Origin of the sequence: Planctobacterium marinum (assembly GCF_020687805.1) — a bacterium.
Lineage (GTDB): Bacteria > Pseudomonadota > Gammaproteobacteria > Enterobacterales > Alteromonadaceae > Planctobacterium > Planctobacterium marinum.
The window spans coordinates 422,552-436,234 of the sequence record NZ_JAJEWQ010000002.1 but is presented as its reverse complement, the minus strand read 5'-3'; the positions used below and the strand labels follow the sequence as shown (position 1 = coordinate 436,234).

The following is a 13,683-nucleotide window of genomic DNA, read 5'->3' as shown; positions in this document are numbered from 1 at the left end:
TTACTCCTCCAGGAAGTCTTCGCGGGCCGGGCTGAAGGTGTCAATCAAAATGCCCCCCGTAGGACACACGGCACCGTGCTCTACAAATGGTGGGATAAGGCAACTGTCACCAGGTTTCAGGATTTTCATTTCACCGCCAATACTAAAGTGAAACTCCCCCTCTTCCACATAGGTCACCTGCGAGTGGCGATGTTTGTGGGTGTAGCCTTCCGCCCCTTTGTCAAAGAACACCTTTACGGCCATTAGCTCTTCATTGTAGCCCAACATCTGACGTTTCAGACCGCCACCGAGATCTTCTATTTCTGTTTCGTTGCCAAATAAAAAATGGGCGCTTTGTTTTTGCATTGCGGTTACTCCTGGGGGTCTTTAATCACATAAACGGCCAAGCGCTTATCAAGTGAATAACTGTCGTTGAGATAATTAAATTGAATGGGTGTCTGGTTAAGTTTGTTCTGGTTGTTTTCCGGCATCTGATTAATAACGATCAGGTAGCTTTTGCCTGCTCTATCCAGCCGTACTAACGCCAGGTTTTCTTGTTGTTCGAATGACAGACCGGTTATTAGACTCTCAGCCTGTAAGGTATATTCTTTGGCCGGGTTGTATTCACCGTGCGGTTCCAGTACCGAAACAAACTGGTGACTGGCTTTACCCTGCACCCGACGAATAAACCCTGACTCGTTGCGAAGATTAAAATTGGGATCATTGGCACCCAGTTGCGTAAACAGAAAGGCTTCATCTCCGTTTGTCAGGCTGGTATGCGTATAAAAGCTGCCGTTATCATTTAACCAGGAAACGCTGGCCAGGCCACGCTCAGGTGTCGCCTCCCCCTTCAACCATAAATGCTGATACCCATTCTGGTTGCCCAGCGCGCGCAATTGTTGCTGATGACTATGAATGCTGAAACTGGTATCGATAAGCTGTCCCTGATAATGCAGGGGTAAATCCAGTAGTTTTGCTTCACCGGCATTGACCCTGAACACATCAATCACCAGGCTGGTATCTGTGTCAGGCAACTTCACCAGAGCCATGGTCCTGGATAAATGCGCATCCGGATAGGCGTTGCCAATTTCGGCCATGGCCACAGACCCTTGCGGAGTATGTTCAAAGAAATTCAAGGTAGGGTGTGAGCGATTACCAAGTTCAACGTCTGAGTCAAAATGGCTGATTTCATTGACCACCAGCGTATTGTGAGCCACGGTTTGTTTTGCCCAGCTGTTGTTTTCCGGTAGATACCGGCCACCAAACTTGGCCTCGACATTCAAAAAACGGGCAGCGCCATAATCCGACACAATTTCCTGCCCCTGATGGTAGAACTGCCATGTCAGCTTATCAAAATGGCCATGTCCCAGACCTTGTGCTGCGGGCTTAAACACCAAAGCAGAGTTCCCACCTTGTTGTTCACGCATTACGACCAATGCCCCTTCCTCACCTTGTGCCCCGTCTCCGAATGCCACCGACCGGAAAGGGTATGGCGATTGCTTTTGTGCATCCAATGCCTGCGCTATCTTCAGTCCATCACCGGTCAACAGTATCTGATTTTGTTGCCCGGCAATATCCAGATATCCGCTGTCCTGAGTCTGGCTATACGCCACAGCAACCCCATGTACCAGTTCAATGGTGTCGATGCCTTTGCTCTTGATGGCATCGTTAATAGGGAAGAACAGCCCGTTGTAGCTGAGTTGAACGGTGGTATCGATAGCTTTTATCAATATGCCATTGCGATAGTCAAAAATGTTGCGCTGCGGTTCATTGTTTTCTATTGCCTTGGCAAACGTGATAAAGGGCAATAAAGCAAATCTCTGATAATAGGGACCTTCGTTATAATATCCGGCCGGCGAAAAAAGTTCGTCCAGTTGCCGTAAAAAGCCACCTTTACCTGATTTGTCCAAATCCAGCAGCGCCTTTTCCACCCATTCGGGTTTATTCAGGACATATCCAGCCATGCCAACACCGGCGGTTGCCCAGGTGCCATGGTTATGGACTTTGTTAAACGTAGAGGGTTGCCCTTCCGACAAAAACAAAGCGACCGGCACTAACAACTGTCGCTCAATAGTTGCGGTATCCTGTTTTGATAATCCGGAATTTACCAGGTCATAGGCCTGAATGGTGTAAACCAACCACATGGCCTCGTTAAGGCTCTGCCAAAACAACTTGCCAGGATTCTGAAAACCGATTTTGCGTTTTGGGTGCAGCGCCAATGTGGGATACAACTGTGCGTAAGCCAACAGCATCCGACCGACAAAATCTGCGTATTGTTGCTCCTGAGTTAGCTGAAAGAGCACCCCTGCGTTATACATTAACTGATAATTTTTCTTGTGCTGCTCGTGCGTATAGCCTCCCCCGCCATCACGGGGTACCGGCACAACGATAGGCGCTTGCATTTGCGCGTCAACCTGTATGCGCACCGCCTGAAAGGCGTCAGAAAAACGCCCAGGTTGGGTTATTGCGATACGCATCTGTTCTATGTCACTCTGGGTAATCACCAGATTCGGTGTGTCTTTGGCCACAACTGCCGTTATGGACCCCAACATAAACATCAGCAGCGCGATGCCCCTTTTGAAGTACAAATTACCTGGTAAATTCATCGTATTCTCCGGCTATGGACGTGCGTCATACTGATTGTCAGAAACAATCGCCGTATGCGGGCCTTTGACTCGCAATTCAGCGATAGCCGGTGCCGGTGTTTCGATAAAGGTATTTTCTGTGATCCTGGTTTTGGGTTCACCCACAGTGTGCTCAATCTTTACAGGTGCGGAGCTGAACCACTGATTGTTGAGTAGATCGGCCACCTGAACACCGTGTAAATACAGGCTGGCCTGGGTTTTATTGCGCTTACCATCACCGACATTGATGATTTCGTTACCGCTGGCTAACAGGTGCGGTCCGAAGGTACTTTCGTCCGTACCGCCGCGATATAATTTAAGCAAAGCACCCTGCACATCTTCAAACAGGTTGTCCTGCAAATTCACATATTCCGCATTGTAAATACCCAGGTCTTCTATCTCTGTATCAAGGCGTAAAATGTCGCCGGTCACATTGATAAAAGCATTGTTCTGCAGCGTAATTTCATCGGCAAATGCGCCTTTGCCCGTAACAAAAAAATGAAAGGAGTGGTTAATATCCAGATCTTTAATGTAGCTGTTGAGTACCTGCAGGCGATAATTCTCCACCATACCCCATTTTTGCGTGCGCACTACCGCATTGCCTGCCGCATCCGGACTGGCTTCACCGGAGATATTCAGTTCGTCTAATTTCAGACTACCACCATCGCGGATTTCAAACAGTGCAGAGCGTTCATAAGTTAAAGTAGTGCCTTTTTCCTGCGCGCCTTTAATGGTTAAGGTTTTACTGACGGGGATGAGCCTGGGAATATCATACTGGCCCGGAGACAGCATCAGAATATCGCCGGATTGGGCACTTTCAATCGCCTTTACTAATGCCTCAGCACCGGCCTCTACCTGAATAACACGACCAGAATCAAATGGGAGCAGTGCCGGTGTTTTTGGATACCAGGTGACCCCAGTTTCGGCTTTAGACACGACCTGCAAATTTGGCTCTGCACCAATCTTTCGCGCTGATGAACTCAACAAGCCATTTTTATTGCGTTGCAAAGTCATTGCCTGGGTATTAATACCCGCTTTTATAGCATCGGGGGCCTGGGTATTGGCCACATTGCCAGAAAATTCAATGCCACTCACATCATCAAACAAAGTAAAAGGCTGTTGACCATCGTCGTTGACAATCAGGTTATTTTTAAAATAGCTGTTCACCGGTACCGCACTGCGCTCTGCGTCGCTACCGGCGGCCAGTTGAATATGCCTGACGTTCACAAAGGTGTTGTTTTCAATTCGGGCATTGTCTACCTGATGGTACCGGTTGATTGGCGAGTCAGGCACCCCATTCATAACCGTAAAACCACTGCCGAAACGATAACCGGTCAATCCTTCCAGGTAATTGTTGCGCACTATTTGATCTTTATTAATGATCCGAATTCCACCGGTGTGTGGCACACCATTACCAATAAATACATTCTTCTCAATCAGGTTGCCATTTCCATGACGCATAGTGAGTGTGCCCTGGGCTTCGTAAAAGACATTGCCACGTAAGGTGTTTTTACCGGATTTCACCGAAATGATTTCAACTTCGCCATTGGTTTGCTCAAAATAATTGTTCTCAACCAGGGTATACGAGTCTGTCAAAGAAAAGTGACTGGTACCAATGCGTAGCGTTTCGCCACCATTGGACCCAAAGGTTGGGCGATAACCGAAATAGTTGTGATCAATCTGATGATGGTTTTGCTGGCTGTTTTCGTGATTCAGGCGAACGGCAACCGTAACACCTTTATTGCGTTTACCTACCAAATGACTGTGATCAAAGCGATTGTGTTGGCCATACATCGCGACCCAATAATCCGACTCTTGTTTGTCAGGATTGTTGTAATTGTCGATCACGACTTCAGTAACACGGGAGTGATAAGCAAATTCATCTTTGTTGCGACGAAATTCAATCACAGCGCTACTGGGCGTATAGCCATCGCGAAACACCAAACCCGACACCAGCAGGTGTCTACCCGCCAGTCGCAAGTTGGATTGTCCGGATAGTATCACCCGCCCCCTGGTCTCGGCGGTCAGGTGAATCGGGGCGTCTTTCGTCCCATTGGCATGCAGCAATATTTCAAAATCCTGCCAGGTACCATTTTTAAGGACAATGACATCACCGGGTTGCAATCCGGTACTGATTTCCTTAAATGCCTGCTGAGTGTCAATAAAGTACTCTTTTGCCGATAATGGAGAAGCCATTAACAGCAACGCAACTGAGCACAATTTTGCAAAAAAGACGCCGGAGACTTTCATAATCACCCCTTCTGAACCAAGGACACCAAATTACTTTTCTAACTTGCAAAAGTAATCAAAGATTTCCGGCACATTGCCCCGGCCCATACCCGCGTCGAATGCGGCCTGTAGATAACCAGATGAGCCTTCCGCGATTTTTGACTCGGTGCCAAGGTCAGATAACATCTGTACAAAGTAGTGCAAATCTTTGTTGGCGTTAGAAATAGAAAAGCCCAGGTCACTGACGTTATCAACCGCATAGTTTTTGCAAAACTGCATAAACGGAGAACTGGATGGGCCGGTTGACATGATGTCAAACAGTTGTTGCTTATCAACACCAGCACGCTCAGCGACAGCAAAGGCCTGAGACATGGCACAAACCGTGGTCATGCCCATAAAATTGTTAATCAATTTTGTTGTGTGACCTGAGCCTAATGCGCCGAGATAAAAAACGTTTTCACCCTGGTCTTCCAGTACAGGCTTAACCTTGTTAAAGGTTTCAAGCTCGCCTGATGCCATAATATTGAGCAGACCATCTTTTGCATGGGCTGGTGTGCGACCCAGTGGTGCGTCGATCATGCCTACGCCTTTTTTAGCCAAATCGGCGCCAATCTTGCGGGTAGAAGCCGGAATCGAGGTGCCAAAGTCAATCAGTGTCGAACCGCTTTTTATTCCCGCTAAAATACCCGCTTCACCGTAGATAACGTTTTCGACAATGTCAGAGGTCGTCAAACATAACATTACAATATCTGCGCCTGCGGCCAGGTCCTGAGCCGTCTCAACAGTGCGGGCTCCTCTGGCAACACACTGGGCAACCGCATCTTTGTTAAGGTCCATCACAATCAGGTCATACCCTTTTTTTTGCAGGTTCTCTACCATATTGCTGCCCATAAGGCCCAGACCGATAAAACCAATAGTTGGTTTAGACATGAATCACTCCTGAGTTTTGGTTGCAGGTGATTGTAATCACCCCGGATGCCACGGACGTAGCTGCAGTCGCATCCCAATTATTTCATTCAAGGCCAGAGAGTTTAAAAAGTTTCCTGGAAAACTTCTTTCCAGGTTTGTCCTCTGTTCTTGTCAACATTCAGTCAAAAATGCCGGACAAGTTGACCACTTGTAAGAGGGTAGATGGTTACCAGCTAACAGTTACCACTCCGCCCTTAATTAAACTTTATTTTTGTATTACCATTTTGTCAACCAATTATTTACCAATTGTAAATCATTGGTTTGGAAACTGTTTATTAAAACCAAAACAGATCAGATTTTAATTAATAATTTCAATTGGTTATAGGCTTGGATGGTTTGCACCAGAAAACGAAGTTTTAATGGTTGACGCATTAATTTTTAAGTGGAGAGGTTGGAGATAGTGGTATCAAGACAGCTGGCCGAGCCACGAGGAACACGAATATTGAATACTGGTAATAACAATTTAACACTGCCGGTAAACAGATCCGTTTAAAATTTGCTAATTGCTCCCTGTTCGAAACAAGAGTGGATAAAATAGCGCTTGCAACGTACCCTAGTATCGATGAGTACAACCGGATTTCAGGGAATTTAATGTCAGAGAAAAACACTAAAAAACTGCCCCCCAACGTAAGGGTAATGATTGCACTGTGTGCCAGCCCTACCCTGATGGTGATCGCTTTTTTGTTTTACAATCTGTACACAGCGCAATGGCGGGAAATAGGGATCAGCACGGTGATATTTTCACTGCTGGGGGGCTTTGCCTACTATGTGGTCATTATGGGGAAATTGCCTTTCACCGGGCGTAAGTAAGTCGCAGCGTAAAACGCAGGATTAGCACTTAAACCGATCCAGGCGCTTTTCTAACCGATTGGCGCTTTCTAGTAGTCCTTCGATATCATTGGTATTTTCCTGAACTTCCTTACTTTGCATTTCGGTATTATCGCTTAACAACTGCAGGGATTTAGAGATTGCTGCTGATACCGAGGTTTGCTCCTGCACAGCGTCGGCCACTGACTCCATATTATCAGCCAGTTCTTCAATGGCACGATTCGCTTCAACCATGATGTCTTTGGAATCAGACGCAATGTTAACCACATTTTCCACCATAGTGATGCTTTCAGTCATGGCGACAACTGAGGCGTCGGCGTCTTCAATCAAACCACTGGTAATGCCCGATATCGATTCCGTATTTTCCCGGGTTTTTATGGCCAGTTGTCTGACTTCGTCAGCCACCACAGCAAACCCCCGACCATGCTCACCCGCCCTGGCTGACTCAATGGCGGCATTTAATGCCAGCAGATTAGTTTGGTCAGAGATAGCGCGTATGGACTCCATAACAGTTTCTATCTTTGCGCTGCGCTCTGCCAGTTGATTGACCTTTGCCCCGGTTTGACGTAATTCATTGTTGAGTATATTCACTTCAGACACCGCCTTATCAATAGCTGACGCGGCCTTGTCGGTCTCGTTGCGTGCAGCGTGAGACAGGGTATTGACGTCCTGGGTGCGACGTGCAACCTCTTCGTTGGTAACCGCTAACTGTTCCGTGGCGGAGGCAATCTGGTGAACCTGGTCCATATTGCTGCTGGACAACGCGGTAATATGACGCGTATTTTTCGAGACGCGCTGACTCATTTCAGCCACCTGATTTGAAATTTGTTTTGCTTCGCCAGACAGGCCTCTGAAAGCCGTTACCATATTAATAAAAGGAGTCAGGTCTTTGTTGTTTTGGTCCAGCTCCACGGTTAAATCAACAAATCGTTCGTCCTTGAGCATTTCGCTCACTGACTCGATAATACTGTCGCTAAATTCGGCTTCGCGTTTACTGATGTTGGATATCCAGATAAGTACGGCTCCCTCAGCCACAGCAAACCCGGCGTGGATCACCAAAATGTAAAATTTGACATACTCCGGCAAAAACACATACACCGGTGCCCCGCTACTTTGTAAAACGAAAAAGATGATATGATGCACCGCAACCGTTGCCACTGACGCCGCGACCACCTGCCAGTCACGGTACAAAACGGTGAATGCCAGGACTGCAAAAATTTCAAAATGCATTTCTGGCAGACCATAGGATTGCTGAATGTGAAGTGCCGCAAACAACTGGATCGCAATACCGATAACAATGCGGGTGATCCGTGCATGAGGATTGGCGTAAATCAGCATCAGTGGCAGTGACAGAATAATTACACTGCCCAATACGGCTTCGCCCCAGGTGTTGGTAAATATTGCGATAACCAGGGATAGTAAAGCCTGACCGAATAATACCATTTTAAAAATGTTGTGGGCCCGGTCGAGATAATCAGTTTTCATGGCGTTCCTGTAGGGGTCTGTCGAAATTCTTTGAAATTTAATTCGTTGTATACTGATAGTTTTAGAGTGTAGATCAAAACCTTGAAACCACCATTAGACCAAAGTGCTAGCTTGCTGCGCGGCACAATGACAAGAGAAAGGCTGATTTACTGGCTGGTAGCGCTTTGGTGTGTGCTGTGTTTAGCACTGGTGTTTTCCTTCACCTTTTCCAAATCCCGAGATTTCGATGCTGATGGCACCTTCATCCAGTATTCGGCGGCAACGGATTTTGATCAGGCATTTAGCGGTTGGTTGAGTGCTGAAGTGGGCGAGTTAAAAAACAAAGTCGTGCATTTCAGTCAGGGGAATTGCACCTGCGAATGGATAGCACAATCCCACATTCACAGTGTTAAATTACTGGCCGAACAACAAGGCAAAACCAATCTGCAACTAGACATCTCCGGCTTGCCTGAAATGACAAAACGACTGCCGGTAACCCCCGCAGTTGCGGTTTACGACCAACATGGTCAGCTCACTTATCTCGGCCCTTATGCCACCGGATTTTTTTGCAGCGCAGGTCAGGGCCTGGTAGAAACCTTTATTAAGCAATCACATGGCGAGACAGGTTACGGAGGAGCAACCATCCCGCTGGATGCCAATGGGTGTTATTGCGGTATTAAGTAGACTATCTATTAACCATTCTCATTCTGGTAATGATTGGGGCAGCATGTGGCACATCCCCAATATTATGGCCAAACTGTATTCGCTGAATACCATCTTGTAGATCAGAGTTAAAATTTGTATCTGAACTATTTTTGATGTACCAGAAATAAGTTGAAGACCTCCTTACTGCAACATCGGCACGCCCATCACCATCATAATCTGCAGGGACGGGAATATCTGATGCCTGGCTTCCAAATGCAACTCGTTGTATTGCGTTGTCAGAACTATTCAAAATATACCACATTTTATTTGAAGGTCTTCTAACTGCGATGTCTGCGATACCATCACCATCATAATCTGCAGGAACAGGGATATCATCGGTATTTTTTCCGAACTGAACACGTTGTATTCCATCCCCTCTTTCAGAATTGAAATTCGTTCCGGAACTATTTTTTATATACCACATAAAGGTAGAGGGTCTTCTGACGGCAACATCCGCTTTACCATCACCATCATAGTCTGCCGGAATAGGAATATCAGTAGCTTCGCTCCCAAAGGCCACTCGTTGAATTTCACCATCAGAGCTATTCAAAATATACCAAGTTTTATTGGAAGGTCTTCGGACAGCAATGTCAGTGATACCATCACCGTCGTAATCCGAAGGTACAGGAATATCATCGGCACTTTTTCCAAATTGGATACGTTGGATACCGTCAGCCATTTCTGAGTTGAAGTTTGATCCTGAGCTATTGATTATATACCAATAGAAATTTGACGGACGCCTGACGGCAATGTCTGCAATTCCATCGCCATCAAAATCTCCTGAAACAGGAATGTCTCTGGAGTCTTTCCCAAATTCACTCCTCATTATCTGCCCTGAAGATGAACTGAGTGCATACTGAAAATAATTTGAAGATCTGCGAATAGAAACATCTGCAATACCATCACCATCATAGTCAAGAGGAACAAATTCTGTTACTTCCTGCGATATCGTAGTTGCAGTAAAGGTTTCGCTCCGGTCTCCAACAGTCAGAGTTGCTTGTACCTCTTTATTCATTTCTTCACTTGAGCGCAACTGTATCTGTACGATGTCCCCATTGTCCACGAAACCACGCTCAGTTGTAAAATCGCCTTCATTTACTCTATATTCCCCATTTTCGATTGAAATGGTAGCTACGCCAGAAATACCCGTCACGGTAATTGAATTCGATAATAAATCGGTTGAGACAGCAACATCGTATTGGGGAGAAAATTCGAATGCATCAGGAGAAATATCTGAATCGCCTATAGCGTGCCTAAATACGCCACCACCATTAGTTCCCACATATAACACATAATTGGCTATCGCCAGTTTGTTTGCTGCATATTTGGTTAATCCCGGCATACCAGAGGAAGGGAATTCGGACCAGGTTGAGCCATAATCATTCGAAACAAATACACCATTGTATGCCTCAGCTAAATATACTGTATTTCCCTGCGAAACGAGGTCAGTAACACAGTCTTCATTTCCAGGTTGAGTAAAATATGGTCCTCTCCAGCTAACATCAGCGAATGATTCTGCCGAATAAGCATCACTGCTTTCTAAAACTCCAGTGTACAGGCTACCCGCTATGACCCTGCGGTCGTCAGTTATGGTAATTGCACCAATATTAGAATTATCCAGTATTTTAAAAAAGCTCTCCCCGCCATCAACTGACTTATACAAGCCCCCCAGGTGCTCATCATCACCTGGATTTAAATCTGAAGCAGCAACATAAATATTTAAGTGATTGTTTATATCCACATGCAAGTCATTGATATACAGATTCGAAAACAAATCCTCTGTGTTGATAGCGTTGAAACTCACACCACCATTGTCTGAACGGTAAATTACACTCCCGGAAATACTCTGATTTTTACGATTGGATGCCAAAGTTGCATAAACGTAACTTTCATTTGAAGGAGCAAATTCGATATTATTGAATCCTCCTTCAACTTCATCTAAATGATGTTGCAATACAAGAGAAAACGTGTCACCGGAATCAGCGCTGTAATATAACGTCCCGTTGAATTTGTCCGACACGAGAACAATGTCGGGATTTACGGGGTTAATTCCAACGCCAAACGTTTGAAAAAGACTGCTGGCTTCGCCAGTTACTATACCTTGCCAATCATTACCATACTGTTCAGAACGAAACGGCCCACTCAATCCAACCGCGTATACAATATCACCATCTGCATTTGCTTTTAAACCATCAATAGATGCACCTGAAAAGCCTCGACTCCAGGTTTGCCATGTTTGACCTCCGTCGGAAGATTTAAATACACCTCCGCCGTAATTATTTACGTAAACAATGTTCTCATCCTCAGGATCAACGACCAGGTCAATTGGAATTCCTGCGTTTATTCGGGCAGGTCCATATTTCCCAGATTCCTTACTATACCCAATCCAGGTATCACCAGCGTCTTTACTTACATAAATAGCGTTCTCGAATCCTGCGTATAACGTATCAGGATTGGAATGCGAAAAATTTACAGTCGATATAGGGCCGTTGATAACATTGACTGCCACCCTCTCCCAGGAGTTTCCGCCATTGGATGTACGGAATAGCCCCCCACCATTGGGATATTTTCATTTTGACAGGCGTCGTTCGCTACACCACCAGCATACAGGATACTGCTATTAGTTGGATGCATGCGTAAAGTGCCCAGGTAAGGGTCTTCAAGACCATTGTTAATACTTTGCCAGGTATCGCCACCATCGGTACTTTTTAAAACTCCCTCACCTCCAAGATCTTCAATACTGTTACCATCGCAATTACTATTTGCAGCCTCAACATCAAAAATCCCGGTAGAGAGGTAAAGTGTATCCGTATTATTAGGATCAACTATTAGGTAGCGGGCAAGATTGTCGCCCGTCCAAATGGTGCTCCAGTTCTCACCGCCATCTACACTTTTAAAGACACGCCCCTTAACTTTAAGAAATGTTCTCCCCACCTCACCGGTTTGTAATTCAGCCTGAGCATAGACAATGTTTGAGTTCTCAGGCGCAACCGTAAACCCACGAAATACTAAATTTGTGTTCTCTTCACCGGCCAAACCCTTGTCTATACCATTAACTTTTCTGGTCCAGGTGCCACCACCATCAACAGATTTAAATATGCCAAAGTCACCTTCACTTTTAGTACCTGCCCAAAGAATTTCAGGGTTATTGGGATCTACGGCAAGGCTAAATATATTGATATCTACCCCTTCTTGCCCTTCGGCCAATATCCCACTATTAGATGGAGTCCATAAAGCCCCGGCATTGTTTGAAACCAACACGCCAGCAAAATTGTCCGACAAAAACATCTGATTTGACTCAGTTGGATGGATCAGTACATAGTACCCAAGCCCGCCAATAGGCCCACCTGTAGGTTGCCATTCGGCAAAAACGTGACTTGAAATAAGCATTAGAAAGCTCATAAACATGCGTTTCATAAACTGAACTCCCGAAAAAACACGGTTGTGGTTTTAGGCTCACCTAAACCTAACCAATCATCATAAAACTCTCTTAGTAGTAACGTGACCGAAATACGGCCATTTTGAACCGGTTCAAATAGTATTGACTCTACAGCGGGAATCATTGGAGCCAATCTGTTATCAGACTCGATGTAACTATTCACCCAAAAAGGGGACGGATATAAACGGTTCACCTTACTGACTCTGCCATAACCAGTCTTTGCAACGAGTACTTTGCCATAGGCGTTTCCAGCTTTTCCCGGTAGGTTTCCTCGCACCCAGTTTGGAATCCTACTTCCTTTAATCTGCTGCACAGGTTTTCCATTGCTGTCCACCACGTCTATGATCAAAATGAGATGTCTCATAGGATTTCCACCGGGAACTCTGTGACCAGCTCCGCGATTAACTAACTCTATTCTAATAGATAACCCATCACTTTGATTATCAAATTCAACTTTACTCTCTATTGCTTTAACCACATCAGATAATTCTGTTTTAAAATGATGATTTGACAATGTATCTGATGCTCGAAACACACCTCCCTTGTGTGGATCAGCCGCATAATTTGCAGCAGTAACCATATGGCAAGATTGACACTCTGTTCCTTGCTCTGCATATTGGCTCTCAATCCATTCGGAATAATCAGAGTAGATATTTGTTTTCCAAAATCGTCCCTGGTGACAAGCGGCACAATACTCGCTTTTTTTGTACAGTGGATTGAAACTATCCCGCTCTCTTGCAACGTCATCCAAAGAGCCAAAAAAAACTTGAGAATCTTGCGGTTTTAGAAATGAAATTCGTTGTTTTCCCAGCAAGAGTGAATCACTGCTGTCAACATCAATAATTTTGTGGCAAAAATCGCAACTTATAGACGCAACCGACTTTGAACTCACGGGTGTATGACACAACATACATTGCGCAGTCGGCAGTGCAATATTTTCAGAATTTATTAGTTTATTGAAAAGTGACTGGTTGTCGATGTTAGCGTGTGAACTCTGTCCCCATTCCCTGGTTATTCTTTGGTGGCAATTTTCACATGGCTGAAAATGGGTGGGGGTATTCTCACCCATCTCTGAATGTAATGATGCTAACCATTCATATCTTTCATCATTTTCAGGTAATCTGCTAAGTGTAAAAACAACTTTTTTGACCTGCTCCTCAACAAGGTCATGTTTTACTCTAACTTTTTTTGCACTGATTAAATAGCCATTCTTCCAAACAGTTAAAACTGACTCAGTATTCGTCAGGTTGATACAAAACTGCCCTTTAGCATCTGTAGATACAGTGTTCACAGTAGCCTGCTCCCTTACTGTCGCATTATTCAGTGGAGCGCCATTATGGTCTTCAACAAAACCACAAACTTTAAGTGAGGCGACAAAGATAAACGCACTAAGCATAGGGAACTAATATACCCGCAAAAGGTTGTACAAAAATCACTCTATCAGTA

At 45.2% G+C, this 13,683-nt stretch carries 10 protein-coding genes; 2 read left to right on the top strand and 8 right to left on the bottom strand.

Going from position 1 to position 13,683, the window contains the following annotated elements:
* The 4 genes from LJ740_RS07260 to LJ740_RS07245 are packed head-to-tail and all read right to left on the bottom strand — an operon-like array spanning nucleotide 1 to nucleotide 5,762.
* Nucleotides 1–345 (bottom strand): cupin domain-containing protein, encoded by a 345-nt coding sequence (locus tag LJ740_RS07260; RefSeq protein WP_229528409.1) that lies wholly within the window; start codon nucleotides 343–345, stop codon nucleotides 1–3.
* A 5-nt stretch (nucleotides 346–350) separates the two neighbouring features.
* Nucleotides 351–2,585, bottom strand: coding sequence for an alginate lyase family protein (locus LJ740_RS07255; protein WP_377307144.1), 2,235 nt, complete (start codon nucleotides 2,583–2,585; stop codon nucleotides 351–353).
* Nucleotides 2,586–2,597: 12 nt separating this feature from the next.
* The gene (locus tag LJ740_RS07250) at nucleotides 2,598–4,853 is read right to left on the bottom strand and encodes a polysaccharide lyase 6 family protein (protein ID WP_229528408.1); all 2,256 of its coding nucleotides are present in this window, start codon (nucleotides 4,851–4,853) and stop codon (nucleotides 2,598–2,600) included.
* Between the two features lie 30 nt (nucleotides 4,854–4,883).
* Nucleotides 4,884–5,762 carry an NAD(P)-dependent oxidoreductase gene (locus LJ740_RS07245; protein WP_229528407.1) on the bottom strand — a complete coding sequence of 293 codons (879 nt, stop codon included), beginning with the start codon at nucleotides 5,760–5,762 and terminating at the stop codon, nucleotides 4,884–4,886.
* 630 nt (nucleotides 5,763–6,392) lie between these two features.
* Between LJ740_RS07245 and LJ740_RS07240 the strand changes: the two genes are divergently transcribed.
* The gene (locus LJ740_RS07240; RefSeq protein WP_229528406.1) at nucleotides 6,393–6,611 is read left to right on the top strand and encodes a hypothetical protein; all 219 of its coding nucleotides are present in this window, start codon (nucleotides 6,393–6,395) and stop codon (nucleotides 6,609–6,611) included.
* Between the two features lie 21 nt (nucleotides 6,612–6,632).
* On the opposite strand, the gene LJ740_RS07235 is transcribed toward LJ740_RS07240, so the two are convergent.
* Entirely contained in the window at nucleotides 6,633–8,114 is a 1,482-nt protein-coding gene (locus tag LJ740_RS07235; protein ID WP_229528405.1) for a methyl-accepting chemotaxis protein, read from the bottom strand.
* A gap of 126 nt (nucleotides 8,115–8,240) precedes the next feature.
* On the opposite strand from LJ740_RS07235, the gene LJ740_RS07230 reads away from it, so the two are divergent.
* Nucleotides 8,241–8,777 carry a DUF6436 domain-containing protein gene (locus LJ740_RS07230; protein WP_229528404.1) on the top strand — a complete coding sequence of 179 codons (537 nt, stop codon included), beginning with the start codon at nucleotides 8,241–8,243 and terminating at the stop codon, nucleotides 8,775–8,777.
* 1 nt (nucleotide 8,778) lies between these two features.
* Here LJ740_RS07230 and LJ740_RS23275 read toward each other — a convergent pair whose 3' ends face one another.
* From LJ740_RS23275 to LJ740_RS07215, 3 genes are read right to left on the bottom strand one after another with little or no spacing between them, the layout of a single operon-like run.
* Nucleotides 8,779–11,307, bottom strand: a complete 2,529-nt coding sequence (locus tag LJ740_RS23275; protein ID WP_229528403.1) for an FG-GAP-like repeat-containing protein — start codon at nucleotides 11,305–11,307, stop codon at nucleotides 8,779–8,781.
* On the bottom strand, nucleotides 11,268–12,215 hold the full coding sequence (locus tag LJ740_RS07220) for a WD40/YVTN/BNR-like repeat-containing protein (protein ID WP_229528402.1): 948 nt from the start codon (nucleotides 12,213–12,215) through the stop codon (nucleotides 11,268–11,270). The genes LJ740_RS23275 and LJ740_RS07220 overlap by 40 nt, the downstream gene beginning before the upstream one ends.
* Nucleotides 12,212–13,633, bottom strand: a complete 1,422-nt coding sequence (locus LJ740_RS07215; RefSeq protein ID WP_229528401.1) for a carboxypeptidase regulatory-like domain-containing protein — start codon at nucleotides 13,631–13,633, stop codon at nucleotides 12,212–12,214. Before LJ740_RS07215 ends, LJ740_RS07220 begins: the two co-directional genes overlap by 4 nt.
* Between the last annotated feature and the right edge of the window lie 50 nt (nucleotides 13,634–13,683).